This window comes from Halobacteriovorax sp. XZX-3, from assembly GCF_043196495.1.
GTDB lineage: Bacteria > Bdellovibrionota > Bacteriovoracia > Bacteriovoracales > Bacteriovoracaceae > Halobacteriovorax_A.
Genome location: NZ_JBEBMO010000001.1, coordinates 407029 through 432497 on the forward strand (window position 1 = coordinate 407029; position 25469 = coordinate 432497).

The window sequence follows — 25469 nt, forward strand, 5'->3', positions numbered from 1 at the left end:
ATTTTAATAGCTTGCAACTCGTCAAAAAGGCCCATAAAATATTACAAATAAGGAAATATATTATGATAAAAATAGGATTAGAGCGTCTAAGAGATGACGCAAGTTTACAAAATAAAATTACAGGAAATATTGCATTACTTTGTCACAGCGCAAGCGTCGATACAAACTTCAAGGTTGCCCCAATTATTTTCAAGGAAATTTTTGGAGATCGATTCAAAAAATTATTTGGCCCTCAACACGGCTTCGTTAGTGACGTACAAGACAATATGGTTGAGACTGATCACTACACTCACCCATTCTTTGGTGTGCCAGTTTACTCACTTTATAGTGAAACAAGAAAGCCGACTTCTGAGATGCTTGAAGGTATTGATACTTTTGTTGTGGATCTTCAAGACGTTGGAACACGTGTCTACACTTATATTACAACAGTTACATATCTACTTGAAGAATGTTCAAAGCACGGTATTAAGGTCGTTATCCTTGATCGTCCTAATCCTGTGGGACTTGAAAAGATAGAAGGAAATATATTAGAAACTGAGTATAAGTCATTTGTAGGTGCACTAGAAATTCCACAACGCCATGGACTTTCAATGGGAGAATACGCACTCTTGGCCAAAAAGAAGCTAGGTATTAACGTTGAACTTGATATTATCGAAGTTGAAGGGCTAACAAGAGCAATGTTTTGGAAAGACACAGGACTTGCCTGGGTTAATCCATCTCCAAACCTTCCAACACCTGAAGGATCACTTACATTTTGCGGAACCGTTCTTTATGAAGGAACAAACTTAAGTGAAGGACGAGGAACAACTCGCTCCCTTGAAGTTGTTGGCCACCCAGCAATAGAAGCCTACTCTTTTGTAGACTCACTTAAAGAGACACTTAATGAAATTGATAACGGAAGCTTTATTCTACGTCCGGTAAACTTCATGCCGACTTTTAATAAACATGCAGGAAATGCATGTGGCGGAGTTCACATTCACGTGACGAATGAAAAAGAATTCAATTCATGGCAAGTTTCTCAATATCTTTGTCGTGAGTTTAAGCGCGCCCTAGGAGACAAATTCCAGTGGGATGCTAAAGACTATGAATATGCGTTTGGCAAGCTGGCCATTGATCTTATTAACGGAAGTGAATTTGTCAAAGACTGGGTAGAGCGTCTAGGTAGCATGAGTGAACTTCGTGAGTTTGAAATTAAAAATCATAAAGAGTACTTAGAAGAAATTGAATCAATAAAAATTTATAAATAAAAATGGCCTCTTTCGAGGCCTTTTTTATTAATTATAAGTTTTCATCTGACCAGACTTAAAACGTGTAATATAATCATCCGCTTTCGCTTTAAGAAGATTTGAGAAACAAACCATTCCGATAATATTAGGAAACGCGATTGAAAGAAGCATTAAGTCTGCAAAGTCTAGTACGTGACCAATTTCAAGAACTGGACCTAAAATAATAATAAATACGTAACAAAGACGATAGAACTTCACACTTCTAAAACCAATCCATTTCTCAAATAGAAATAAAGTTGCTCTCTCACCATAATAAGACCAAGAGATAACTGTCGAGTAAGCAAAAACACAAATGGCCATTAATAGACAATAAGGTGCCCAATCACCAAGAGTCGCAAAAGCATATGCCGTCATCTCTACACCTTTACCTGCAACACTAGGTTCAATGTGAGCGTTAGTAACAAGAAGAGTTAGGGCAGTAATTGTACAAACAATATGAGTATCAATAACTGGCCCAATCATCGCAACAACACCTTCTCTAACAGGCTCACTTGTTTTGGCCGCAGAGTGGGCAATGGCAGCTGATCCAAGCCCCGCCTCATTTGAAAAAGATGCTCTTTGAATCCCTACAAGCATAACAGCGAAAGCACCGCCAAAAACAGCGTCAGGTGTCATTGCCTCTCTAAAGATCATCGAAAACATATGAGGAATATTACTATAATTTGAAAGAATAATTGCGAGACAAGTAAAAACATAGAATGCGCACATTATTGGAACTAGCTTTGAAGTAACCGTTCCGATTTTTTTGATCCCACCAATAAGAACAACACCTGCTAAGAATGCAAGGATAATCCCTACGATCCACGGTGAAGTACCAGGGTGCTGGTCGGCAATAATTTTGAAAGTTTGGTTTGCTTGAAATAAGTTACCACCACCAAATGATGCTCCAATAGTCATTATGGCATAAAAGATACCTAGGAACTTCCCTACCCAAATGAGCTTAGTTTTCTTAAACATTTCAGTTAAGTAAACCATTGGCCCACCTAACATATCTCCATTTGAAGTCTTATGCTTAAACATCTGCCCAAATGTAGAAGAAGCAAATTTCATCGACATACCAAAAAAGGCGATAATCCATAGCCAAAGCACAACTCCTGGACCACCTTTACCAATGGCAAGAGCAACACCTGCAATATTACCAAGACCAACAGTTGCTGAAAGTGCGGATGTTAGCGCTTGGAAGTGAGTAATATCCCCTTCATCCTCAGGGTTATCATACTTTCCACGAATTACATCAATGGCGTGCTTAAAAAGTCGAATATTAATAAATCCAAGTCTTAGCGTGAAGAATACACCACCAAAGACCATGACGAACAAGATTAATGGCATATCAATAATTGGAATATTCCAAAAAAGAAATGGATAGTATTTTCCATTTATGACACCAAATATATTATTCACTTTATCTTGTAGATCAAGCTCGCTTTGAGCATAGTCTTGGGCGTAGGTACTTAGGGTGATGATAGAAAAAATAATCCCCATCAACGTGCGAGACATTGCGATTTTAATCATTAAACAATCCTTTGTTTTAGTTTACTCTCTCAAAATTCGTATGCGTTTTTTATTGTGTCACAGTAAATTTTATAGAAACTTTATTGATCTTGTCACCTTTTTTATTTTCGGGCCCATTAAAATCGTGTATTCTTATTTCTTATAAAGATTTAAAAGGAGTAAAAAGTGAGTAAGTTACCAACGCTTGAAGAAGCGATTGAAATCGTAAAACCACTTGTTAAGTATTCAACAATTGATAATCAAAAACATATCGATCTAACAGTTGCTACGGCCGATAAGAGATTTATTAGCCAGCAGGCGCTAATGGTTATTAAGACTTCAATCGAAGCAGGCCAAGCAGATGAAAAAGAAGTGAACGCTCGCCTAGGGCTTTAATCTTCAAATCAGTGCAGATTCTTGTCTAAGTCATGAGAAAGACCTACAGGAATCTGCGAAACTGAACCCACTCGCTTATTTTCTATACACCCTTGTAAGCCTTACACCAAACAAAGAATCCCAACCGCTTAAGTGCTAAAATAAACCTATGAAAGCACTACTACTAGCTCTATTCATTTCAACTCATACACTAGCGGCCATTCCACTAAGTGGAGATGATGAGAGATCAATTAACAATATCTCTAAGATGGCCATGCAGAATGTGCAGCTTAAAGAGATGACAAAAAAACTAAATCTAGCAATTTTTGAATATGCAAAAGTTAGAGACCTAGCTGATCAGGACTACGCTTTAGAGTTAAATAATATTGCATCTGAGTTAACTCATTTAAATGACCACACAAGTGAGCTTTCACCAGAGTATTTAAAAGCATTAGAAGAAGATATTGACTATATCCATCAAGATTTAATCGAGATGAGATAACCCCTCCCCCAAAGAAATAATAAGACAAAAAAAGACCGAATTAATTCGGTCTTTTTTTTAATCAGCTCTTAAAAATTTTTGATAAATTAATCGATAGTCTTTACCAGAGTGATCACTAATGAAGATTTCACTTTGTTCGATGGCCATCCCGTAATAACGAGAATCCTTATTGATATCGAAACGATACTGATAAGAACGATAAAGGTAGTATTTAGAGTCGTTGTGCTTTGTATAGATACCTACATCAAATCGATCATCAGAAATGACATTATAAACGTAATACTGAGATCCAACTAATTGCTGAACTTTCGGTGGCGCACCGACATTATTGAGCGTGTAATCACATAGTGATGCCATATAGAGATTATTTTCTGTTGGAATTTTAGTGATAAAATTCTTAACAACACCCTTCGTCCCCTTAAAAGTTGGAGTTGTATTGTAGTCATTAGGCACTTCAATATAAACACCGATATTTGAAATATCTCTTATCGTTGGGTCCCCATAAACTTTTTGACGACGTGAAAATATAAAGTCTTCTGAAAATACTCCACGTAAAATATTATCGTGATACTCTTCAAGTCCTTCACACATTCTAGTTAGTCGAGTTAAACTAACTTCACTTAAGGCCACATTCGATATCTGCAACGCCTCACCCGCACGGATTACACCACGATCATTTTGTTCATCCTTTCCATAATCTTCACAAGAAGATAAAGTTAAAACAAAAAATATAGGCCATAGTAAAACGACAAAAAGGCTCTTAAACATCAAATTCTCCAATAAAATAGATCGTTATATTATTCTAACGAATAAAAAGAAATTGAGTTCTGTTAATTTCTTACAATTAATCAATCGATAATGCGATAGTCGGCTTCAATCACATCTTTATCACTAGCTGGGCCTGTACCAGATTGATTTTGACCTGAGCGATAAGAGGTATGTTCATGTTGTTGGTATTTTTGAGTCGTCGGCTTAGAACCAGACAAAACGCCAGTGTTTCTAAGAATCTTTCTTATCTGAATAAAGATAAAATAAAAAATGGCGGCCTTAATTAATGCTGCAAACATGCTTAAAATCTAGCATAAAAGTAGCAAAAATATCATTAAAAATCTTAACTACGTGAAATTATTTTGTTATAGTGTGAGCGATTTCGAAATTATTATTTAAGCAGTAGGTATCATATGACAGAAAAACTGAATCTAGTTCACTGGGCCGACATGACGGCAGACCGCATCATTCGTCAACACGGCGATAAAAACGACTATGTAGTCGCAAGTGGGATCACACCATCAGGTGTTGTTCACTTTGGTAACTTTAGAGAAGTAATCACAACTGACCTTGTTGCTCGAGGCCTTCGTGCTCGCGGCAAGAATGTTCGCTTTATTTTCTCATGGGATGATTACGATACATTTAGAAAGATCCCAGCAAATCTACCAAAACAAGACGAATTAGCTCAGTACTTATTCCAACCAATCGTTGATACTCCAGACCCATTTGGAGAGCACGAAAGTTATGCCGCTCACCACGAGCATAATTTCGAAGAGCAACTTAAGAAAGTTGGAGTTGAAGTAGAACCAATCTATCAAGCAAAGAAATACCGCGCTGGTGATTATAAAGACCAAATCAAACTTGCACTTAATAAGAGGTTTGAAATTCGTGATATTTTAAACCAACACAGAAAAGAGCCGTATGGTGATGATTACTATCCAGTATCTGTCTACTGTGAAAAATATAAAACAGATAAGACGACAATCCTTTCATGGGATGGTGAGAGTAAGTTGCGTTATAAGCACAATGAGCACGACTATGAAGGTGAAATCGATATCAACACAACAAGTCTAGTGAAACTACCATGGCGTGTCGACTGGCCAATGAGATGGGCATTTGAAAAAGTTGACTTTGAACCAGGTGGTAAGGATCACTCTTCTCAAGGTGGATCTTTCACAACGGCCAAAGACATTGTAAAAATCTTTGATTGGGAAGCACCAATTTACCTTCAATACGATTTCGTATCGATTAAAGGTCTTGGTGGAAAAATGAGTTCATCAAAAGGTAACCTTGTTACAGTTAATGATATTCTAAAAGTATATGAGCCAGAAATGGTTCGTTGGATTTTTGCTTCTTATAAGACCAATGTAGATTTTGCGATCTCATTTGATTTAGATGTACTAAAGACTTATGAGGACTTTGATCGTCAAGAGCGTCTAGCTTATGGGCTTGAGCCAGGAAACGAGAAGAAAGTTGCAATGGCAAAGAGAGTTATTGAACTTTCTCAAATTGGAGAGCATCCAACTGAGTGCCCTTTCCAACCATCTTTTAGACACCTTTGTAACGTTCTTCAAATTAATGATGGAAATATTGAAGCTGCACGTGCCTACTATGCTGATCAAATCAAAACTGAAAGAGACGAGAGACGCTTTAGAGAAAGAAGTACTTGTGCTCTTCATTGGCTACAAGAGAATGCTCCAGAAGAATTTAAATTTGCTATCAATAAAGAAGCAGTTGAAATGGAGCTAGAAAGTAATGTTCGTTCATACTTAGATAAACTTGTTTCACTATGTGAATCTGAATGGGATTCTATTGCAGACGATAAAGAATTCAATGATAAAATGTATGAGATTATGCACGAGCTAGAACTTAAGCCAGCAGATATCTTTGCACCGATCTATCAAAAACTAATTTCACGTGAAAAAGGCCCTAAGCTTGCTGGTTTCATCCGTACTATCGGGAAAGAGCGTGTAATTAAACTTCTTAAGTAAGAATACTTAAAAAATCTTTTTAAATACTAGGCCATCCTTAGCGATGGCCTTTATTTCAATTGGGTACTCTCTAAATTGTTTTAATCTTTTGGCCACTTCAAGGTCATTCTTTGATAATAAGCATAGTTTAAACTTTTTGCGATCAATATAGCATGAGCTTAAATGAGTATGTGCTATTTCGGCCTTTATAATCGCAAGGCCACACTTTCTGGCTTCACTTTCAAGTTCAAGCATTGTATTCATTATCGTTTTATAGTCAGAGACACTACGAGAAGAGCCTTTAAATATCTTTGACTCGAGAATGATATTTCCTTCCAGATGAAAGCGAATCTGCATCACTTCCCTTTTAATTACTCCGTATAGTGCATATGAGTGTCTTAATAATTTCTTGTCCCAACGAGTAGGGCCACAAACCATTTGATCATTGCAGTATACCTGCTGCCCCACAGTTTTTAGGTTGACGTACTCATTACTTAAGGCGTGAATTTTAACTCTTTCAAAGAAGCTCATTTCCATAAATAAGTTTTCGGTGAAGTTATAAATCAATGTGAATAAATCTTAAATATTGGTCACAATGGGAAAAATAGTGGCATTAGGGGCCCAAAAATCTTGATTTTTTGTAAAAACTCCTCGATTTAAATGTCATTTTTTGTGAAAAATCTCAGAATTTCTTACAATGGGCCTAAATATTGCGCCTCTAAATTATTGAAATTGTCACACTTCTTCTTTGTTCATAAAACATAATTAACAAAATAAAAAAAAACGAGAGGGGTTTTATTTATGAAAAAATTTTTAGTTGCTGCAGCTTTATTCGTTACATCTGCAATGGCCATGGCCGAAACTTGTCATGTTGATATGGTTGCCAGAAATGGCCGCTCAATCGATAAATTCTCATCTTATGATTATGATTTTGAAGCCGCTTGCCGCCAGGCCCTTAGGCAATGTACACGCGAACAAGATAGAAGATCATATGATCCAGTTGTTTCAAGAGCGACTTGTAATGTAACTTCAAGAAGGCCAGTTCCACCACCACACCAGAGAAAAGAAGTTTGTTCATTCAACTTAGTTAACACACAAAACGGAAGAGTTGTTGATACATTTACAGCTCAAGCAAATAACGAGCACCAAGCTTGTCGTAAAGCAGATGATAAGTGTTTTGATGCAAGATACACAAAGCAAAACCCATGGAAATTCTCATGTGAAAAAATCCGTGGAGGTTCAAGACCAACACCAAGACCAAACCCAACTGTAACAAGATTTTGTACAGTAGATAGAATCGCAAATGGATCAATCTCAGGACGTGTCGTACAAACTTATACGTCAAGTGCAACTGCAATGTCAGCATACGAAGCAGAAAGCCGTGCTTGTCAAAAAGCAACAAGTGACTGTGCAATGGATGCCAGATATAGCCAACGTCGTGATACTTGTATGAGAAGATACTAATTACCCAATTTTTATAGAAAATCTAATACTCCATTAGATTTTGGTTGTAGCAGAGGGCGCCTTTTCCAGGGCGCCCTCTTTGCGTTTTGGGCGTAATTTGATATGATGCCAATCATAAAAGTGAGGTATCAAATGACAAATAATGTCTATAGTAATCGTCGTAAACAACTTCTAAATATGATGGATGATGGAATTGCCATTATCGCTTCAGCTAAATATGCACATAAAAGTAATGATACGGAATTTCCATTTCGCCAAAACTCAAACTTTCGTTACCTAACTGGATTAACGGAAGCAGATAGTGCACTAATTCTTTCTAAAAAGAATGGTGTTGAAAAACAAATTATCTTCGTTCGTCCAAAAGATGAAATTGCTGAGATGTGGGCCGGAAAAAGACTTGGGCCACATAAAGCAAGTGAACTTTTAGGAACAGATGAAGGTCACTCAATTGAAGATCTTGATAAGAAATTAGAAGAACTTCTTCCTGGACACAAAAGCCTATACGTTCACCTAAGTGAGCGCACAGATATCGCTGACAAAGCTAGAAAAATTGCGGCCTCTTTATTTAGCAAGAAAAGAGCACAACAAGAATTGCCACCAGAGACATTTAAGAATGTTGGGCATTTAATTGAGAAAATGAGATTCATCAAAGATGAAACTGAAATCGCACAAATGAGAGAGGCCATGATTGTTACAGATCGCGCCCATCGTGCGGCAATGGCCCTTGCAAACCCAGGTGTTTCAGAGCAGGAAGTAAACGCCCTGATGACTTACCTTTTCATGAAAGGACCAACTCAAGGAAGTGCTTACGATAATATTATTGCAGGTGGAAATAATGCTAACTGCCTTCACTATATTAAAAACGATGAAATTCTAAATGCAGGAGATCTGCTTTTAATTGATGCTGGTAGTGAGTTAAATGGTTATGCGACAGATATCACTAGAACTTTCCCTGTAAGTGGAAAGTATACTGGAATTCAAAAAGAAGTTTATAATATTGTTTTAGAATCACAATTAGCGGCCATTGAATTATCTCAACCAGGTAACAACGCTACAATTCTTCATAACAAAGTTAGTGAGATTCTAACTCAAGGACTAATTGATCTTAAGGTTCTTGAAGGAAGTGTTAGCTCAAATATTGAACAATCGAATCACAGAAAGTTCTTCCCACACGGAACAGGACACTGGTTAGGTCTCGATGTTCACGATCAAAACCCATACCTAGTTGATGGAACAAGTGATCCGATGCCATTTACTAAAGGCTGTATCTTCACTATTGAGCCAGGACTTTACTTCTCAAATGAATTCACAAATATTCCAGAAGAACTAAAAGGAATTGGAATTAGAATTGAAGACAATATTCTAATTACAGATAATGGACATGAGAACCTATCTCACATGATCCCTAAAACTGTTGAAGAAGTTGAAGAAGCTTGTGCAAAAGATGTAAAGGACTTCCTACTGTAATGAAAACGACAAATCTTCTTTTAGTTACACTATTTATTTTCTTAGGTGCTTCATGTGCTACTAATGATAGACGAGATGATGAAATTCATCTCGTTCATTGGAATATTAAAGAACTAGACAACACAAAACTTAGTAAAAAAAATGATCAGCTAACAAGTGTTAAGAATATTCTGGAAAAGCTAGACTTTGATGCCATTAGTGTAAATGAGATCCAATACGATCTACCAAATGGAAAAAACCTAGAAAAACTTTTAGGACAATTAAAAGAAGATACGAGTGAATTTGCCTTTAGCTTCACTCAGGCCAACACAGGAAATAAAGCAAAGAAAGTTAATGGCAAGTATTCAAAAGATAGAAAGAATGCCGATCAAGTTAACTACGGCCTATTTCCTGGACAGTACTCAACTGGTTTTGCCTCAAAGCATCCAATCAAAGAGGAAATTATTGTAAAAGATCTTCAGTGGAAAGAGTTTAACCCGGCCGCTGACTTTTCAAAATTTCGTGATGGTGCAGGAAAAAAACTGCCTAAAGAAATGGAGCTTTTTGATAAGAGCTTCACTCACCTAGTTGTTGAAGTGGCCGATCAAGATGTACACATCATTCTTCTTCACACTGTTCCAAGTTATCACTTTGGAAACCGCCAAACTCCAAACTATGAAAGAAATCGCGATCAACTGCGATTTCTAGAGTGGTATGTAACGGGAGCAACAAACTTCAATGTAAAACTTCCAAAGAAGTATGCACACTTAAAACCAATTCATAAAGAAGATCGAGTCATCATCATGGGTGATTTCAACACTTCAATCTATATGAATAATCCAGGTTCTGTTGTTCTTAGAAGATTATTTAATCACCTAAATCCTTGGCTTAAAAACCCAGGGCCAACAAATGAGCGCCAAACTTTTGCGGCCAATCGCAATCCACTAACACTTGATTACATCGCATACAGAGGGCTGAAGCTAATGGATGCAGGAATTTATAATCCTGAAACACTTGTGAATAAAGGCAATGTATTTTGCACGCCACCAAGTCAGCTGCCAAAGTATATGGTTAAAGGATTAGATAAGCGTGTAAGTTGTATCGATGACGATGCAATTGAGCTTAAGAAAGCAAGCGACCACTTCCCTATCTGGGCAACGTTTAGACTTTAAATGAAAGGCCAAGCTAAAGCTTGGCCTTAAATATTTTGTGAGTAATATAATTATCAAACATTAGACAGTTAAGTATCTTAAACCTGGCGGTTTAGAATAAAGCCACCAATAAGCTCAAGAGGCTTGATCGTTTCAGCTAAGCGCTCTTCATTGAACCCACGAGAAATTAATTCTGTGCGAATTTCGTGAAGGATATCATTAGCTTCATCAATAAGTGCTGTGGCTTCATTTTTAATATTAGAAACATTTTCTGAGATTTCTTCGAGATTAACGATATCCTTAAGCTCGCCACCTTTTTGATACTCATCCATCTTAAGAGGATTTGCCGCAAGATAGTCATAGACAACTGAGTTAACTAAATTCTGCTCTAGATCAAGGTGAGCATCCTTTAGGCTTTCTCCATCACTGAAATCAAGTGTGTCATCTACCATCTGGAAAGCAATTCCGATTAGGTGGCCAAAACGTGCAGCTTTAGATGCAAGCTCTTCATCCTCTACACCAAGGTAAGCTCCAGACCAACAGCACCACCCCATAACAGAGGCCGTTTTATGAAAAGCAATTTTTTCAATAATTTCTTTCGAGTACTTACGAGAATCGAGAGCATCAGACTGAACCCATTCACCAATTGCAAGATCTTGAATTACCTGAGACATGCTTTGAAGAACTTTGATTGAGCCAATTTTAGAAAGGCTTAAGATAACGTCTGCTAGCAGATAATCTCCAGCAAGAACGGCCTTCTTATTTGATGCCTCAACATTAATTGAAGGATTCCCACGCCTTTGCGTTGCGCCATCAATAACATCATCATGAGCAAGTGAAGCAGCATGAACCATTTCAATTGCACGAGCACATATTGCGACATCCTCTTTTTCGTGCGCATTAAAAAAATCTGCCATTAGATATGTCAGCATAGGACGCAGGCGTTTTCCACCAGATAAAACAGTTTTAGCAAGAACTTCCTTAATTGCTTTAAGGCAGTTTTCGGACTTAATTTCTAGGTCAATATTGACCGCTTTCTCTAAAATTTGTGGAGGGATGCTTTCAAAAAATTCGTTCATAGTTTTTTCCGTTTTAATAGTAATACCACTTGTCGAAAGGGGCCGTAAATGATTAATATAACGCAAATACTATTGATAAACACTGCACTGCAGAAGGACTGATTAAATATGAGCAATAAAGAGCTTGCGACAAGAAAAACAAAGTCATTTGAAATCTTTGATAAAATTGCCGGAACATACGATTTACTAAATCACATCCTTTCATTTGGTATCGATATCTACTGGCGTAAGGTGGTTATTGCCAACCTTCCGAAGAGAGAAAAACTTCAGTGTCTAGACCTTGCTTGTGGAACTGGAGATTTAACAATTGCACTTGCTCGTGCAAAAAATGTTGAAAGCGTAACAGGTATCGACTTATCAAAAGGTATGATCGAAATCGGAAAGAAGAAAATTGTTGCTAAGAAATTAGATAAAAAAGCCAAAATGCATATTGGCGACGGAGTTGAAATCCCAGCGGCCGATGAAACATTTGATGTAACAAGTGTAAGCTTTGGTATTAGAAATTTCCCAGACTTCAAAAAATCATTACAAAATATGTACAGAGTGATTCGTCCAGGTGGAAGGAGCTTTGTTTTAGAATTTTCTATTCCAAAGAACTTTCTTTTTCGTGGAATCTACTTCTTCTACTTTAGATACTTACTTCCATTTGTTGGAAACCTAATCTCTAAGCATAAAGATGCTTATACCTATCTAAATCAAACTGTAGAAGATTTTCCATATGGACAAGAGTTTGCAGATGAGATGACAAAAGCAGGTTTTAAAAACGTTAGATTTATTACTCTTACATTTGGGATAGCCACTCTTTACATTGGAGAGAAGTAATTGCGTTTATCTGCTAACAACCTCCAAATTGATATCATCAACGCCCTGATTAAACTTGATTGTTCAAGTGAAGATTTAATCAAGGGTAGTGAATATAGTCTTGTAAAGTTTGAGGCCGGGTTTAATAATATCTCATCTATTATTGACCTCTTTCAAACTTCAAAAAAGTTTTACTTTCTAAACAAAGACAAAGATACAGAGTTTCTGGCCCTTGGTTCTTGGCGTGACTTTAGCTCCCTTTACCACTACGAAGATATTGAGAGGCTAATTGAGTCTCATGATTTTCTTAAAATTTGTGGTGCTCAAAGATTTAAAGCTGAAGCAGATTCGCTTGAGTGGCATGGACTTGAAGACTGCTCGTACTTTGTTCCTAAGGTCTTAATCGAAACGACACCTCAGGGTGTTGATATCAATGTAATTCTTCCAAACTCATTCTTTGCGGATGAGCAAAATAAGAAAGAGGCCCTTCATGAATTGGCCATTACCCTTGATCCAAATCCTAGGCATATGCATAGTGACTACAATCATATAACAAAGAATATTTCTGAGACGAGTAAGAATCAGTGGAGTAAAATAGTTGAGGCCGCAGTTTCTAAGATTAATCGTTCACAAATTTCTAAGATAGTTCTTTCTAGAAAACTTAAGGTTTCATTTAAGAACCCTATCAGTTCATATGAACAATTTAAGACACTAAAAGAAAACAATAGCTACAATAGCTATAATATCTTATTTCAATTTTCAGCACACCAATGCTTCTACAGTGTAACACCAGAGACTCTATTTAAGCTTGATGGCAGAAAAGTTATGATCGACAGTATTGCAGGAACGACGAAAAGAGGCGCCAATAAGCAAGAAGATGACGCACTAGAGGAAAATCTACTATCTAATACAAAAGAGCTTGAAGAACACAGACATGTTTCAAGTTATATTGAAGAGACGCTAGCTAATTTAGCGAGTGATATTGAAATTACTAAAAAAGAACAAATTCTAAAACTTAAATATATTCAGCATATTCATACGAAGTACGAAGCGACTTTGAATGATAGTGCTAAACGCAGTGATCTAATCACTAAACTGCACCCTACTCCTGCAGTTGCGGGACTTCCAAAGCCACTTGCAATTAGTCTTATTAGTGAACTAGAAACTAATTCTCGCGGGCTCTACGCTGCCCCAATTGGTTATTTTTCAAAAGACAAAACTGAGCTTGCAGTTGGTCTAAGGTGTGCACTTGTGGATAAATCAGACCTACATATTTATGCTGGTTGTGGAATCGTTAAAGATTCTTCAGCGGAAAAAGAATGGAATGAAACCACAAACAAAATGAAAAACTTCACTGAAGTTATCAAGGCCAAATCATGGACAAATTTCCAGTAACTGAAAATCTTTCAAGACTTTGGGCATCAATCATTGTTGATGAATTAGCAAAGAATTCAATCACGCAATTCTACGCGGCCCCAGGAATGAGAAATGCACCAGTTCTTGCCGCTGCTCACTATCATGAGCTTGTTGACACATATTCATACTTTGATGAAAGAGCACTTAGCTACAGGGCCCTAGGGCGATCTAAAGTCTCAGACTCAATTCCCCTGCTTACATGTACATCGGGAACGGCCATGGCCAATTTTGCGCCGGCAATTATCGAGGCAAATAAATCAGGGCTACCATTAATAATATTAACAGCTGATAGACCTAGTGAATTAGTTAAAACGGATTCAAACCAAACAATAGATCAATTAAGTGTTATTGCTGATCACACTTGTTATAATTTAAGTCTTGAGGCACCAAATGAAGCGCTAAGTGCTACGAGACTTAGAACTCTAATTTCAACGGCCATAGGACGCGCAAAAATCAATAAGAGGCCTGTACACATTAACCTTCCTCTTAGAGAGCCACTTGACTCAACACCAATGCCTATTTCAAAAGAGTATCTTGAAAAAGCGCTAGAGAGTTTTAATAATAACGGTGCCAAGGTGATCTCAAGTGCTTATCAAACTTACCAAATGGAGTTTGAACTAGGACAAAAACTAGTTGAGGCAAAGAATGTCTTACTCGTTATTGGAAAACTTGATGGAAAAAAAGATCTTGAGCATTATCAAGACGCGCTAATGAAAATCAAGGTGCCAAAGTATCTTGATATCACAAGTGGACTAAAGTACCAGTTCTGTCTCGAAGACTATCTGACACCAAACTTTGATCATCCAGAGGTTTTGGATGTCTATGAACAAAGTCCACCGGAGATTATCATTCATATCGGTGGCCGCTTAGTTTCAAAGCATTATTATAATTTCTTAGAAAGAAATAAGTGTGAACTTATCCATGTAACAAATGTGGACTTTGATCACGACCCAGGATTTTCAAACACACATAAAATTATTTGTGATCCTCTTTCATTTTTAAATGGACTCGTAAAACTTGAACTGAATCAAGCGCCACCAGTTATGTGGCATGATTTCGTGGAAAGAAAGAGGGCCGTTATCGAAGAAGAAGAGCTGACTCAACCTTTTATCTCTAAGAATATTATTGAAAATATTGATGAAAACTATGATCTTCTTGTAGGTAATTCAACAATTGTCAGAAGCTTTGATAACTTTGTATCAAGTAATTACAGATCAAATGTAAATGTTTTCACTAACCGTGGCGTTAGTGGGATTGAAGGGTTTGTTGCAACATTAGTTGGACTAAGTGATGAGAATGATAAACCAAAGCTACTAGTTCTTGGCGATATTTCATTCAAGCATGATCTAAACTCTCTATATATGCTAGAAGAAGCTGCCAAGGCCGGAAAAAACCTAAGTGTTATTATTATTAATAACTTTCAAGGCGATATTTTTAATCTTCTACCTATTGCTAAAGAGAAGGAATTTCTTCCTCTTTTAACGACTCCACACAACGATCGCTTTGATCGCTTAATAAAAGCATTTGATGGCCTATCATATGAGTGTTGTGAAACGAAAGATGACTTCAATAAACTTGTGGCAAAGGCCCTAAGTTCTAAAGGGGTCAATATTATAGAGGCCATAACAAATAATGAGTCGAATATGGCACTCTTTAAAAAATTAAAAACAGTAAAAAGGTAAAAGAATGAGTCAACTTGTAAAAGGCTTTATCATTGCAGCAAGGCCAAAGACATTACCAGCGGGAGCTTCACCAGTAATACTAGCGACAGCACATGCCTTTTTTGACCAAGGCGAGATTAGCTGGATTATTTTTGTTATTACTCTGCTTTGTACATTACTTTTACAAATCTCATCAAATCTAATCAATGATTACTATGACACTCAGACTGGTGTTGATACGCAAGAGCGCCTCGGTCCAGAGCGTGTCACAAACACCGGCCTAATAGAGCCGCAAACAGTTAAAAATTTCTTTATTGGAACGTTGGCCTTAGCATTTCTTCTTGGAATCTTCCTGATGAATGTTGGGGGTATGCCCATTGTTATTCTAGGTCTGGCCTCAATCGCTGGTGCATATCATTACACAGGAGGGCCATTTCCTCTGTCACACTATGGAATGGGAGAACTACTTGCTCTTATTTTTTTCGGAAATATTGCAGTTTGTGGCACTTACTATCTTCAGACCTCAACGATTAACGACGCAGTCATACTGCTGAGTCTTTTTCCTGGCCTTTTAAGTGCTGCTATCATGGCCATTAATAATGCACGTGATATTGAAAGTGATGCTATTGCAAAAAAGATGACTCTTGGTGTTTTACTTAATCGTGCACTCAAAAAGAAAGCGTCAAGCTGGCTTCCATTATTTTTTGTTGCTCAAGCCTTTATCATTCTATGTGTCCACTCATACCTAGTTCTAAATCAAGGACAATCACTTGCTTTTATGATGGTGTTTCTAATCATAACTCTCATTTTTTTAAAGACATGGACTTTCTTAATTAAAAATGGGCCATCTCCAGCTTATAACGATAGTCTAGCTCGTACAGGTAAGTACCTATTTATTACATCACTTATCTATAGTGGAATCTTGTGGCTAAGCTAATTCTTAGACCTATATACAAAGAAGTTCACAATATGCGCTTAGCACTTAAGGCGCGAGCAAAAGAGTATAAGAAAATCGATTACTTTGAAGTTGAAGTATATATTGAAGAGGAAGTATTCACTTCTTATATTACTCAGTTTGCTTTCTTCTATGAAAACCAAGAACTTGAGCATGAGTACGAAATTGACTATCCTCTCGAGCAATTTCTAAATGGGGACTTATTTGAAGCGCCTCTTATTGATGCCAAAGATATTCCAAATAACGTTATTCTTGCTTTTGAGTATGCCCTCATAAAATATTATCGTAAGAAAAACTTCAAGCAAGACAATCACGAAGATTACTTTAGTAAAAATAATAGCGTCAAAATCAATTTACTATTTCAGAAAGGATTAGACTTAAAGTTTGGCACCTCTGATATTTTAAAATATAAAATTTCGACTAACTCTAATACCCATGAAGTTATCACAGACCTTAATTCACTTGCAGCAAAAGGAGTTAAGTTACGCCTTGATGGCAATAGATCCCTTGATAGCTCAGTCTTAGAAAGTATTCTCTATAACCTCGATTCAAATACAATTGATGCCATCGAATATATTGAAGAACCATTTAGTGACCTTGGGCTTTGGGCCCAAAGTCTATGGAGTGATAAGATCACTCTAGCTCTTGATGAAAGCTTTGAATTTCAATTTAGGGACTCAATACCAGAGGAAGTAAGTCATTTAGTTCTAAAGTTTGGTGTCAACATAAGTGTCTTTGAATTCTTCCAGTTAAGACGTGATAAAAGAAATTGGCAAATTATCGTCACAAGTGGCTTTGAGTGTCCTAAATTATTTAACTTTATTATTCATCTTGCAGCTTTAGAAAATAATGCCGCAGGCCTTTCTACGTTCAACTTCTACGAAAATGGGTTAAAATTATTCAAAGAATTTCAACCTCAAAAGAGTTTGCTAATTGCAAGGCCTCTTTAATCTTTGTGTTGAAGATTATTAACAAATTTTAAGGAGAAGTTATGTTTAAAGTACTTGGTCTAACTGCATTGTTAGTTATGGGATCTTGTTCATCATTGAAAACTGGTGAGTCATGTGATCGCTCACAAAAGAGTTGTTGCGCTAAGAAGAAAAAAGACTGCAAAGACTCGAAAAAATGTGATGGAAAATCATGTGATCGCAAAGACAAGAAGGGCAAAAAGGCCCATAAGTCACACTCTTAATAATCGATTCTATCGATCATGTAATAGAGGGCCTGCACATTTTGCAGGCCTTTTTTTTATCCTAATTCGAGTTATAATATTTGCAGGAAAAAGGAGTTTTTCATGAAAAAAATTATCTCTCTACTTGCCCTGTCTACACTAGTTTTATTTAGCGCCTCGTGCTCTTCGAACTCAACTCGTGATGTCGCTTCTGAGCGAAAAGACTGTAAGGAAACATCAGTTCCTGACTACGAACAATATTACGAGAATTACGAAGACTGCAATAAGCTTTAAAAAACAGCAAAGGCAAAATTATATTGTAAGTAATTCACACTTAACACAATTCTGTTTTTACAGTTTGTCACTTAATTGATACATCTCTCTTATTAAATCGCCAATTTATATGTCATTTTGATAAGAGAGAGTAGACAATGTTTAAAAAATCCCTACTAGTTTCACTATTACTACTTAGTAGTATTACTGCCCAAGCCTACGACTTCAATGTTCGTGCCTTCATGGTTTTAGACCTAATGACACTTGAGAAGATCGGTGGCAACAGCACTCGTGCTGAAATGGGTTATGGTACTGCTGATATTAAAGTTTACTTTAACCACGAGCAGTGGAGTGCAAAGTTCAAACTTGATATTGATGCAACTGAAGAAGCTGGGACAACTGTTGATCTAATGGAAGAGGCCCTACTTACTTACCGTTTCAATAGTAATTGGAAACTAACAGGTGGTAAGGGTAAAGTTCCTTTCTACACAATGCACTTTGGTATCACTGAAAGAAACCTAATGGACGGTGGATACCTTACGCAAACTTACTCTGGGATGAGAGCTGGATACTTTAAAAGAAAGTATCTTCTAACTCTACGCTACGGTGGATGGAGACAAGGTCAAATTCACGATGTGACTTTCTTTGGTTCAAACCAACAAGTAAGACGTGACAGAGACAATCAATCAATTCCATACCTTGGTGGAGACCCGACGTCTGAGCTTTCTTATGATACAGAAAGAACTTTTAACACAAACTTTCAAAGAGGTTTTGCTTATAAAGGTCGCTATATCCCTTCTCAAAATCATGAGATCATCGTAGGTGCTTTCACTTACTGGCGCGATATCGATCCAGAAGCAGATCACGGTTATTCTGTAGCATACCAATATGAAAATAATAGTTGGGCATTTTGGACAGAAGGTCTTTTTGGTTACTTCTCAAAGCATCCAAACGATCGCTACGCAACTCTTAAGCAAGAAACTTACAATGCTCAAGCTGGCTTTCTTTATAAGATCGATGACAAGTGGGCCGCGGGGATTAACGCTGAGTACTCATTTGTTTACGACCTAGCACACGATGCAGCCGACTACCCATCAACAGAATTTGGACAGTCGAGATATAACGATGGAAATGTAAGTAGAACAACGATCTACAAACTTGATATCGGTGCTCAGTACAAGCTATCAAAGAAAGTACAACTTAATGGTGGTTTCCTAGTAGAGCGCCAGCTAAGAGAAGAAACAAATACATCAACAGATGGTAATGCGGACGAGACGAACGGATACGCAATTAACTTCTCACTAAGTACTTGGCTTTAGACCCAGTACTTAGAGCTTAAAAGTTTTACTTATTTAAGTTATCTTAACTAACAATCAGTACGATACATCTCCTAAAATGAATTAATTTAGGAGGTGTTTCGTGGCCATCGAACAATTTATCATAATTTTATTTATTGGTGCTATCTCAGGCTGGCTAGCTGGAAGTCTCTATCGCGGAGAAACCTTTGGCCTTGTCGGCAATATCATCGTGGGTATCATGGGCTCCTTCGTAGGAAGCTTCACATTCCATCTGGTTGGCTTTGCAGGCTATGGCCTTATTGGAAGTATCGTTATTTCAACCATCGGCGCTATCGTCTTTCTAGCGACTCTCCAGCTCTTGCAAAAACTATGAACAAAAGTTAATGCGAACAAGGCAATTATCTGTAGACTAATCGCAGGCCTGTGACTAAAATACGCCACATGGGCCTAATGTTTATATTTCCAGTATCAAAAGAAGAAAAAGATCGTATCACAATCAATGAAGAGGGTTTAACTCTTAAAACCTATGGACTACCAATGGTTTTCTGGGGCTATCTTCTAGCTGCGGCAACAGTTGTCTTTGCAATGTTCATTGGTGTTAAAGGTCCAATGGTTAAGCTTTACAACACAGGTGATAGTATCAATCAGGCACTTGTAATTGCAGTTGCGGCCACTCTATTTCTAATTCCATTTATTACGCTATGTTTTTATATGTATGAGAAATTCATCGTTAAGCAAGATGATAAGCTTGTACTAAAACATAGACTGTTCTTTATTCCAATTTATAAGAAGACTTATAAACTAGAGTCAAAGGATTCCTTTTCAATCGATCACTTTATGGACTCTCCAAATGTGGCAAAAATGAAGCAAGATCCTACAATGCGTGGATTTGAAAACAAAGGTTACTTCCAGCTTTTTGCAAAGCTTGAAGATGGAAAGTATATTTTTGTTGATCGCTCAAATAGAAAAGCAGACCTGAAAAAGATTCAGGCCCTGCTGTCGGAATTTTAATTTTTAATCGTCTTTAGAATTTTTATCGTCTTCTTCTTTGTAGTTTTGACGAATTGTTTTAGGACGGCGTCCGCCACCTAGGCGCTTTTCTTTAGAGTTGTCGCGTCCATCACGCTCCCAGTGGTTTTTCCATTCCTCTTTCTTAGAGTTCTTTTCTTCCCACTTAGCTTGGCGCTCAGTCATTACTTTCTCAACTTCATCTTTCTTTCTAACTTTAAAGTTTCCAGATTGCTTAAGCTTTGAAAGTTTATCATTAACAACTTTTTTATTCTTAGCTTCGCGCTTTGCCTCAACACCAGCTTTAGAGTGTCCTGACATATCCACAGTAACTTCACCATTTACGATTGTCTGACATGACATACGCTCTTTAGTGATGTGAAAAACATTACCGATAAGCTTTTTTTCAACTTCTGTTGGTTCATTAAGATTATCTGAACCGGCCATTACACGAACGATACAATCTGTACAAGTTCCGTGTCCGCCACAACTAGAGTTAACATAAACTCCATTCTTTTTTAGATGCTCTAATAGAGACATCTCATCATCAACATAGATTGTCTCATTTGATGGAGTAAGAGTAACTTTGAACATTTTAAGCCTTCATTATTTTTATTGAGTTAGATAAAGAAGGATTAAACCGTCTTCTTAATCTTATTCTCAATGGTTTCTAAAATTTTTCCTTTAAGAGGCTTTAGCATAAAAGATAGGTCAAGATCAACCAGACAGTAAGATTCTTCAAACTTTAGCTTCAATTCAAAGCCTTTTCCTTTAGCTTGCATGGAAAAATTACCATCATCAGTCGTCACATCAGCTTTTACATTGAATTTTGCGACGTATTCAGGTGTTACGGCCTGCTTACCTAGATTGTAGGCTTCTTCTTGAGATGAAGCTTGGCTATAGTTTACTTTTAAACTCATTACAATAATCCTTATTTTACTACTTTGTCCCTGTTGAGCCGAAACCTCCAGCTCCTCTTTCAGTATCAGATAACTCATCCACGGCCGAAATTCTGGCCTGCCAAACCGGGGCCATAACCATCTGAGCAATTCGCTCACCATGCTTAATGATGAAATCTTCTTTTCCAAAATTTCCAAGAATGATCTTAACTTCTCCGCGGTAATCACAATCGATTGTCCCAGGTGAGTTAACAACAAGTAGGTCAGTCTTAAATGATAGTCCCGAACGTGGCCTAATTTGAACTTCATACCCGTGAGGGATCTCAAAACTAAGTCCTGTTGGAACTAAGACACGAGCACCTGGAGCAATCACAAGGCTATCTTTGTTCTCAAGATGAGCACGAAGATCCGCACCTGCAGCTCCAGTTGTTTCATATTGTGGAAGATCGAAGCTAGAGTCGTAATGCTCTAGCTTCTTTACTTTTAAATCAACTACTCTATCGATCATAAAAATCCTGATCTAACTAACTAGTCTTTTTTCTCACCACGAGGCTTTCTGTCACCTCTTGGCTTTCTGTCATCACGACGAGGGCGACGATCACCTCTATCACCATCTCTTGATTCACGTGGCTCGCGCTTTGGTGCATCTTTTTGAGCTTCTGCTTCAGTTTTACCATCACGACGAGTTAGTGCTTCAACAGCTTTGATTGAAAGCTTTGCACGTCCCATTTTATCAATTTCAAGAACCTTGATCTTAATTTCTTGACCTTCTTCTAGGTAGTCAGCTGCATCAGTGATTCTATCTTCAGCGATTTCAGAGATGTGAACAAGTCCACCAACACCAGCAGCGATATCAACAAATGCACCGTAGTCTTTAAGAGAAGCAACTTTTGCTTCGTAAACTTTACCAACTTCTGGTCCATTAAGTTGTAGGCCAACAAGTGCCATACACTCATCAATCATCTCTTGATTAGTTGAGATGAATTTAGTTGTTCCATCTTCATCAATCTCGATAGTAAGTTCGAAATCTTCTTGAAGCTTCTTAATATTCTTCCCACCAGGACCAATAAGGCCACCGATTTGGTCTTGCTTAATTTGCATAGACTTCATTACAGGAACACCCTCTTTAAGAGTCTTTCTTTCAACAGAAATAGTCTTTGCCATCTCTTCTAGGATGTGAAGACGTCCTTCTCTTGCTTGTGCCATTGCACTTTCAACGATCTCTTTAGTAAGACCTGTAATTTTGATATCCATTTGAATTGCAGTAATACCTTCAGTAGTACCAGCAACTTTAAAGTCCATATCACCTAGGTGATCTTCGTCACCAAGGATATCTGTAAGAATCTTGAATCTTTCACCATCAGTTACTAGACCCATAGCGATCCCTGCAACAGGAGCAGTTAGAGGAACACCAGCATCCATAAGTGCCATTGAACCTGAACATACAGAACCCATTGAAGAAGAACCGTTAGACTCTAAAACCTCACATACAAGACGAGTTGTATATGGGAAGTCTGTTGGGATAACTGCTTTAAGAGCACGCTCAGCTAGGTTTCCGTGACCTTGCTCACGACGTCCAACACCACGTACACCACGTGCCTCACCTACTGAATATGGAGGGAAGTTATAGTGTAGATAGAATTGATCTTCTGAAGTACCAATAATACGGTCACTCATTTGAGCACCTTTGCTACCACCTAGAGTAACAGCGGCCATAACCTGAGTCTCTCCACGTGTGAATAGAGATGATCCGTGTGGAACTTTAAGTACATCAATCTCAGTTTCGATTTCACGTACTTCAGCAAGTCCACGACCAGCAATACGCTTATCTTCATTTAAGATATCTCCACGAAGCATTTCATACATTAGTTCATCTACACCTTTGTATGCTTCTTTTCCGAATGCATCGTTTTCAGTTAGACCAAAAGCTTCTGGTGCGTCTGCCATTGCAGCTTTAACTTGAGCTTCAATAGCTTTAACAGCTTTTTGTCTTTCTAGCTTATCAGTAATCTTAAGCGCCTCACGAGCTGTTGCTGTGTAGTCTGCTCTGATTTTTTCAAGCATAGTATTGTTTGCAGCTGCTGATACGAATTCACGCTTAGCTCTACCAACTTCTTTTTGAATATCTTTAAGGAATGCAACAAAGCCTTCGATTTCTTTTTGACCAAAAAAGATTGCATCTAGAACATCTTGCTCAGGAGCGACTTTCGCTTCCCCTTCAACCATAAGGATTGCATTGTCACTTGCTGCAACAACGATTTCCATATCAGACTCTGCCCATTTGTCATGGTCAGGGTTGATAACAAATTCACCACCGATACGACCAACTTTACAAGTACCAATTGGACCTTCAAATGGGATATCAGAAATAGTTAGAGCTGCTGATGCACCAAGTGCAGCAAGAACCTCTGGGTCACCTTCTGGTGAGTAAGAGATTACAGTTGCAGAAATAACTGTATCAAACATATATCCGTGTGGGAAAAGAGGTCTTAGTGGCCTATCAATTAGACGAGCATTTAAAGTCTCACCAACTGAAGGACGACCTTCTCTTTTTAAGAATCCACCAAGGAACTTCCCTGCTGAATAGAATTTTTCTGTGTATTCAACTAGAAGTGGGAAAAAGTCTTGTCCGTCTTTTACTTCTGTTGCAGATGTAGCAGTAACTAGAACTTGTGTACCACCACTAGATACGATAACTGATGCGTCAGCTTGTTTTGCCATACGACCAGTTTCAATTGTAACTTCCTTACCACCAAAGTTGTAAGTAAACTCTCGTTTGTTGTTTAACATAAATAACTCCATTTATATTTTTGAATGTCTATATTTAGAAATGTGTTAGTTGGAATGTATGTGAGAAGAAATCCAAAGAATATGAAAATCTAAAACCACTGAGATCAGCGTGTTTTTAAATTTTAATATCCCTTAAATCTCAAACTCTCCTCTTAACCATTTCCGTACTAAAATTTTAACTGCTTAAATAAAAAAAAGGAAGCATAAAGCTTCCTTTCTTTTGCCTTGATATATAAAGCTTACTTTCTTAGACCAAGTTTCTTAATTAGTGCTTTGTAGTTTTCTTCGTTGTTTGTAGCAACATACTTAAGAAGACGACGACGACGTCCAATCATCTTAAGAAGACCACGGTTTGAAGAATAGTCGTGAATGTGTGCACCAAAGTGTGTCTTAAGGTTGTTGATTCTTGTTGTAAGAATTGCAACTTGAACCGCTGCACAACCACTGTCTTTTTCACCTGCACCAAATTCTTTACCAAATTCTGCTACGATGCTTGCTGTTTCTGCATTTGAAATCATATTTTTCTCCTAAAACTTACCCAAAACCGAGCAAGGAAGTTATTTTCCAGGCCAAGAAAGGGGCGCTATAATTTTGAGCATACTAACGTATTATTTCACTCATGTAAACCTTTAAATTCTCGAGCAAACGGGCCTCAATTTGACGAATTCGCTCACGAGAAACCCCATAATCATCTGCGATGGCCTGTAGAGAGCGCGGAGCATCATTTAGAAGCCTTTCACGAAAGATTTCCTGGTCACGAGGCTTTAGGCCTTGGATAAAATGATCCAGATTATCTTGTAATAATTTCAAGGATTGTTGGAACTCGATATCTTCGGCAAAATCACCAGAATCAGGCAGTAGGTCTCCCATGGTCGAAGACGACTCTCCAACCGGAGTATCAATACTAACTTCAGAGCCACCTTCACCCAGGCGCATATCCATCAGGGCCACGGCCTTTTCACTAACATCAAGGTTCTGGGCAATAGTCTTATGATCAGGCTTAATCCCTTGGGCCTCGAGACGCTCTTTTTCACGCATCAGGTTATAAAACAACTTCTTTTGTTCATTTGTTGAACCAAGTTTAACTAACTTAAAGTTATCGAGAATAAATTTTAGAATGTAAGATTTAATCCACCAAGAAGCATAATATGAAAGCTTTGCGCCTTTATCTGGTTCAAATAATGAGACGGCCTTCATAAGGCCAATATTCCCTTCTTGAATCAAATCCATCACATTGGCGTGAGCACTTCGGTACTCCATAGCGATTTTGACAACTAGGCGAAGATTAGAAACAACGAGTTTCTTTGCCAAATCAATATCACCTGATTCACGAAATTGCTTAACCAGCAGCTTCTCTTGTTCAGGAGAAAGTAGCTCATAACGTGAGATATCTTTTAGATATTGGTTTAATTTATTATCTAGTTTTGAAGGAACAGGAAGATTTGAGGCCAGGGCCGGAAGAGTCTCTTGAATGAGCTCAACTTCTTCATCTATCGTAAGTTTTTTAGGACTGATATCAACATACTCGAGATCATCCTCGATTACTTCGACATCATTATCAAAAAGATCAGAATCCTCAACTGATGGGAGAACCTCAACATCATAATTAGGATCTGACTGATTGTTATTCTTATTATTGTTATTAATTTTTGCCATTAAGGCTAT

At 37.6% G+C, this 25469-nt stretch carries 28 protein-coding genes; 17 read left to right on the forward strand and 11 right to left on the reverse strand.

Going from position 1 to position 25469, the window contains the following annotated elements:
* Positions 1-62: 62 nt before the first annotated feature.
* Positions 63-1247 (forward strand): exo-beta-N-acetylmuramidase NamZ domain-containing protein, encoded by a 1185-nt coding sequence (locus ABMA70_RS01860; RefSeq protein WP_103217281.1) that lies wholly within the window; start codon positions 63-65, stop codon positions 1245-1247.
* A gap of 27 nt (positions 1248-1274) precedes the next feature.
* On the opposite strand, the gene ABMA70_RS01865 is transcribed toward ABMA70_RS01860, so the two are convergent.
* Positions 1275-2798 carry a sodium:alanine symporter family protein gene (locus ABMA70_RS01865; RefSeq protein ID WP_103217282.1) on the reverse strand — a complete coding sequence of 508 codons (1524 nt, stop codon included), beginning with the start codon at positions 2796-2798 and terminating at the stop codon, positions 1275-1277.
* A 165-nt stretch (positions 2799-2963) separates the two neighbouring features.
* Here ABMA70_RS01865 and ABMA70_RS01870 point away from each other — a divergent pair, with 165 nt between their 5' ends.
* Together ABMA70_RS01870 and ABMA70_RS01875 are read left to right on the forward strand one after the other, a co-directional pair.
* Positions 2964-3173: a hypothetical protein gene (locus ABMA70_RS01870; protein ID WP_103217283.1), complete on the forward strand. Its 210-nt coding sequence runs from the start codon at positions 2964-2966 to the stop codon at positions 3171-3173.
* 148 nt (positions 3174-3321) lie between these two features.
* Positions 3322-3654, forward strand: a complete 333-nt coding sequence (locus tag ABMA70_RS01875; protein ID WP_392991872.1) for a hypothetical protein — start codon at positions 3322-3324, stop codon at positions 3652-3654.
* Positions 3655-3711: 57 nt separating this feature from the next.
* Here ABMA70_RS01875 and ABMA70_RS01880 read toward each other — a convergent pair whose 3' ends face one another.
* Together ABMA70_RS01880 and ABMA70_RS01885 are read right to left on the reverse strand one after the other, a co-directional pair.
* Positions 3712-4422: a hypothetical protein gene (locus ABMA70_RS01880; protein ID WP_103217285.1), complete on the reverse strand. Its 711-nt coding sequence runs from the start codon at positions 4420-4422 to the stop codon at positions 3712-3714.
* 80 nt (positions 4423-4502) lie between these two features.
* Complete coding sequence (locus tag ABMA70_RS01885; protein WP_103217286.1) at positions 4503-4721, reverse strand: hypothetical protein; 219 nt, start codon at positions 4719-4721, stop codon at positions 4503-4505.
* Positions 4722-4835: 114 nt separating this feature from the next.
* Here ABMA70_RS01885 and lysS point away from each other — a divergent pair, with 114 nt between their 5' ends.
* Positions 4836-6413 carry a lysine--tRNA ligase gene (gene lysS, locus ABMA70_RS01890; RefSeq protein ID WP_103217287.1) on the forward strand — a complete coding sequence of 526 codons (1578 nt, stop codon included), beginning with the start codon at positions 4836-4838 and terminating at the stop codon, positions 6411-6413.
* 6 nt (positions 6414-6419) lie between these two features.
* Here the strand turns inward: lysS and ABMA70_RS01895 are convergent, their stop codons facing one another.
* On the reverse strand, positions 6420-6929 hold the full coding sequence (locus ABMA70_RS01895) for a hypothetical protein (RefSeq protein WP_146037802.1): 510 nt from the start codon (positions 6927-6929) through the stop codon (positions 6420-6422).
* 264 nt (positions 6930-7193) lie between these two features.
* Between ABMA70_RS01895 and ABMA70_RS01900 the strand changes: the two genes are divergently transcribed.
* The 3 genes from ABMA70_RS01900 (at position 7194) to ABMA70_RS01910 (ending at position 10474) form a co-directional block, all read left to right on the forward strand.
* Positions 7194-7856 carry a hypothetical protein gene (locus ABMA70_RS01900; RefSeq protein ID WP_103217289.1) on the forward strand — a complete coding sequence of 221 codons (663 nt, stop codon included), beginning with the start codon at positions 7194-7196 and terminating at the stop codon, positions 7854-7856.
* Between the two features lie 132 nt (positions 7857-7988).
* On the forward strand, positions 7989-9323 hold the full coding sequence (locus ABMA70_RS01905) for an aminopeptidase P N-terminal domain-containing protein (protein ID WP_392991869.1): 1335 nt from the start codon (positions 7989-7991) through the stop codon (positions 9321-9323).
* Positions 9323-10474: an endonuclease/exonuclease/phosphatase family protein gene (locus ABMA70_RS01910; RefSeq protein ID WP_103217291.1), complete on the forward strand. Its 1152-nt coding sequence runs from the start codon at positions 9323-9325 to the stop codon at positions 10472-10474. Before ABMA70_RS01905 ends, ABMA70_RS01910 begins: the two co-directional genes overlap by 1 nt.
* Before the next feature lie 77 nt (positions 10475-10551).
* Here ABMA70_RS01910 and ABMA70_RS01915 read toward each other — a convergent pair whose 3' ends face one another.
* Complete coding sequence (locus ABMA70_RS01915; RefSeq protein ID WP_392991867.1) at positions 10552-11532, reverse strand: polyprenyl synthetase family protein; 981 nt, start codon at positions 11530-11532, stop codon at positions 10552-10554.
* A gap of 108 nt (positions 11533-11640) precedes the next feature.
* Here ABMA70_RS01915 and ubiE point away from each other — a divergent pair, with 108 nt between their 5' ends.
* The 10 genes from ubiE to ABMA70_RS01965 all read left to right on the forward strand — a co-directional run bounded on the left by ubiE (position 11641) and on the right by ABMA70_RS01965 (position 20118).
* Complete coding sequence (ubiE, locus tag ABMA70_RS01920) at positions 11641-12354, forward strand: bifunctional demethylmenaquinone methyltransferase/2-methoxy-6-polyprenyl-1,4-benzoquinol methylase UbiE (RefSeq protein ID WP_103217293.1); 714 nt, start codon at positions 11641-11643, stop codon at positions 12352-12354.
* Complete coding sequence (locus ABMA70_RS01925; protein ID WP_392991865.1) at positions 12355-13728, forward strand: isochorismate synthase MenF; 1374 nt, start codon at positions 12355-12357, stop codon at positions 13726-13728.
* Positions 13710-15431, forward strand: a complete 1722-nt coding sequence (gene menD, locus ABMA70_RS01930; protein ID WP_392991863.1) for a 2-succinyl-5-enolpyruvyl-6-hydroxy-3-cyclohexene-1-carboxylic-acid synthase — start codon at positions 13710-13712, stop codon at positions 15429-15431. The genes ABMA70_RS01925 and menD overlap by 19 nt, the downstream gene beginning before the upstream one ends.
* Before the next feature lie 4 nt (positions 15432-15435).
* Positions 15436-16347 carry a 1,4-dihydroxy-2-naphthoate octaprenyltransferase gene (menA, locus tag ABMA70_RS01935; protein WP_392991861.1) on the forward strand — a complete coding sequence of 304 codons (912 nt, stop codon included), beginning with the start codon at positions 15436-15438 and terminating at the stop codon, positions 16345-16347.
* Positions 16335-17315, forward strand: a complete 981-nt coding sequence (locus tag ABMA70_RS01940) for a hypothetical protein (RefSeq protein WP_392991860.1) — start codon at positions 16335-16337, stop codon at positions 17313-17315. The genes menA and ABMA70_RS01940 overlap by 13 nt, the downstream gene beginning before the upstream one ends.
* 41 nt (positions 17316-17356) lie before the next feature.
* Positions 17357-17557: a hypothetical protein gene (locus tag ABMA70_RS01945; protein WP_392991858.1), complete on the forward strand. Its 201-nt coding sequence runs from the start codon at positions 17357-17359 to the stop codon at positions 17555-17557.
* Between the two features lie 102 nt (positions 17558-17659).
* Complete coding sequence (locus ABMA70_RS01950) at positions 17660-17830, forward strand: hypothetical protein (protein ID WP_158246822.1); 171 nt, start codon at positions 17660-17662, stop codon at positions 17828-17830.
* 137 nt (positions 17831-17967) lie between these two features.
* Positions 17968-19128, forward strand: coding sequence for a hypothetical protein (locus tag ABMA70_RS01955; RefSeq protein WP_392991856.1), 1161 nt, complete (start codon positions 17968-17970; stop codon positions 19126-19128).
* A 100-nt stretch (positions 19129-19228) separates the two neighbouring features.
* Positions 19229-19480 carry a GlsB/YeaQ/YmgE family stress response membrane protein gene (locus tag ABMA70_RS01960; protein ID WP_103217300.1) on the forward strand — a complete coding sequence of 84 codons (252 nt, stop codon included), beginning with the start codon at positions 19229-19231 and terminating at the stop codon, positions 19478-19480.
* A 68-nt stretch (positions 19481-19548) separates the two neighbouring features.
* Positions 19549-20118 (forward strand): hypothetical protein, encoded by a 570-nt coding sequence (locus ABMA70_RS01965; protein ID WP_393022105.1) that lies wholly within the window; start codon positions 19549-19551, stop codon positions 20116-20118.
* 3 nt (positions 20119-20121) lie between these two features.
* On the opposite strand, the gene ABMA70_RS01970 is transcribed toward ABMA70_RS01965, so the two are convergent.
* The 6 genes from ABMA70_RS01970 to ABMA70_RS01995 form a co-directional block, all read right to left on the reverse strand.
* The gene (locus ABMA70_RS01970) at positions 20122-20709 is read right to left on the reverse strand and encodes a 2Fe-2S iron-sulfur cluster-binding protein (protein ID WP_392991852.1); all 588 of its coding nucleotides are present in this window, start codon (positions 20707-20709) and stop codon (positions 20122-20124) included.
* Positions 20710-20750: 41 nt separating this feature from the next.
* Entirely contained in the window at positions 20751-21035 is a 285-nt protein-coding gene (locus tag ABMA70_RS01975; protein WP_103217303.1) for a polyhydroxyalkanoic acid system family protein, read from the reverse strand.
* Between the two features lie 19 nt (positions 21036-21054).
* A complete protein-coding gene (gene dut / locus ABMA70_RS01980) occupies positions 21055-21522 on the reverse strand; it encodes a dUTP diphosphatase (protein WP_103217304.1) in 468 nt (155 codons plus the stop codon).
* A gap of 20 nt (positions 21523-21542) precedes the next feature.
* Positions 21543-23804 (reverse strand): polyribonucleotide nucleotidyltransferase, encoded by a 2262-nt coding sequence (pnp, locus tag ABMA70_RS01985; protein WP_392991849.1) that lies wholly within the window; start codon positions 23802-23804, stop codon positions 21543-21545.
* A 239-nt stretch (positions 23805-24043) separates the two neighbouring features.
* A complete protein-coding gene (gene rpsO, locus ABMA70_RS01990) occupies positions 24044-24322 on the reverse strand; it encodes a 30S ribosomal protein S15 (protein WP_103217306.1) in 279 nt (92 codons plus the stop codon).
* 82 nt (positions 24323-24404) lie between these two features.
* Positions 24405-25460 (reverse strand): RNA polymerase factor sigma-32, encoded by a 1056-nt coding sequence (locus ABMA70_RS01995; protein WP_392991847.1) that lies wholly within the window; start codon positions 25458-25460, stop codon positions 24405-24407.
* Between the last annotated feature and the right edge of the window lie 9 nt (positions 25461-25469).

Excerpts from the sequence above, each read along its gene's own strand:
- ABMA70_RS01975 (WP_103217303.1), bottom strand. The coding sequence starts at position 21,035 with ATGAGTTTAAAAGTAAACTATAGCCAAGCTTCATCTCAAGAAGAAGCC.
- ABMA70_RS01955 (WP_392991856.1), top strand. The coding sequence starts at position 17,968 with ATGTTTAAAAAATCCCTACTAGTTTCACTATTACTACTTAGTAGTATT.
- rpsO (WP_103217306.1), bottom strand. The coding sequence starts at position 24,322 with ATGATTTCAAATGCAGAAACAGCAAGCATCGTAGCAGAATTTGGTAAA.
- menD (WP_392991863.1), top strand. The coding sequence starts at position 13,710 with ATGGACAAATTTCCAGTAACTGAAAATCTTTCAAGACTTTGGGCATCA.
- ubiE (WP_103217293.1), top strand. The coding sequence starts at position 11,641 with ATGAGCAATAAAGAGCTTGCGACAAGAAAAACAAAGTCATTTGAAATC.
- ABMA70_RS01995 (WP_392991847.1), bottom strand. The coding sequence starts at position 25,460 with ATGGCAAAAATTAATAACAATAATAAGAATAACAATCAGTCAGATCCT.
- lysS (WP_103217287.1), top strand. The coding sequence starts at position 4,836 with ATGACAGAAAAACTGAATCTAGTTCACTGGGCCGACATGACGGCAGAC.
- ABMA70_RS01970 (WP_392991852.1), bottom strand. The coding sequence starts at position 20,709 with ATGTTCAAAGTTACTCTTACTCCATCAAATGAGACAATCTATGTTGAT.
- ABMA70_RS01900 (WP_103217289.1), top strand. The coding sequence starts at position 7,194 with ATGAAAAAATTTTTAGTTGCTGCAGCTTTATTCGTTACATCTGCAATG.
- ABMA70_RS01880 (WP_103217285.1), bottom strand. The coding sequence starts at position 4,422 with ATGTTTAAGAGCCTTTTTGTCGTTTTACTATGGCCTATATTTTTTGTT.
- dut (WP_103217304.1), bottom strand. The coding sequence starts at position 21,522 with ATGATCGATAGAGTAGTTGATTTAAAAGTAAAGAAGCTAGAGCATTAC.
- ABMA70_RS01965 (WP_393022105.1), top strand. The coding sequence starts at position 19,549 with ATGGGCCTAATGTTTATATTTCCAGTATCAAAAGAAGAAAAAGATCGT.
- ABMA70_RS01875 (WP_392991872.1), top strand. The coding sequence starts at position 3,322 with ATGAAAGCACTACTACTAGCTCTATTCATTTCAACTCATACACTAGCG.
- menA (WP_392991861.1), top strand. The coding sequence starts at position 15,436 with ATGAGTCAACTTGTAAAAGGCTTTATCATTGCAGCAAGGCCAAAGACA.
- ABMA70_RS01910 (WP_103217291.1), top strand. The coding sequence starts at position 9,323 with ATGAAAACGACAAATCTTCTTTTAGTTACACTATTTATTTTCTTAGGT.
- ABMA70_RS01915 (WP_392991867.1), bottom strand. The coding sequence starts at position 11,532 with ATGAACGAATTTTTTGAAAGCATCCCTCCACAAATTTTAGAGAAAGCG.
- ABMA70_RS01945 (WP_392991858.1), top strand. The coding sequence starts at position 17,357 with ATGTTTAAAGTACTTGGTCTAACTGCATTGTTAGTTATGGGATCTTGT.
- ABMA70_RS01865 (WP_103217282.1), bottom strand. The coding sequence starts at position 2,798 with ATGATTAAAATCGCAATGTCTCGCACGTTGATGGGGATTATTTTTTCT.
- ABMA70_RS01905 (WP_392991869.1), top strand. The coding sequence starts at position 7,989 with ATGACAAATAATGTCTATAGTAATCGTCGTAAACAACTTCTAAATATG.
- ABMA70_RS01895 (WP_146037802.1), bottom strand. The coding sequence starts at position 6,929 with ATGGAAATGAGCTTCTTTGAAAGAGTTAAAATTCACGCCTTAAGTAAT.
- ABMA70_RS01950 (WP_158246822.1), top strand. The coding sequence starts at position 17,660 with ATGAAAAAAATTATCTCTCTACTTGCCCTGTCTACACTAGTTTTATTT.
- ABMA70_RS01860 (WP_103217281.1), top strand. The coding sequence starts at position 63 with ATGATAAAAATAGGATTAGAGCGTCTAAGAGATGACGCAAGTTTACAA.
- ABMA70_RS01885 (WP_103217286.1), bottom strand. The coding sequence starts at position 4,721 with ATGTTTGCAGCATTAATTAAGGCCGCCATTTTTTATTTTATCTTTATT.
- pnp (WP_392991849.1), bottom strand. The coding sequence starts at position 23,804 with ATGTTAAACAACAAACGAGAGTTTACTTACAACTTTGGTGGTAAGGAA.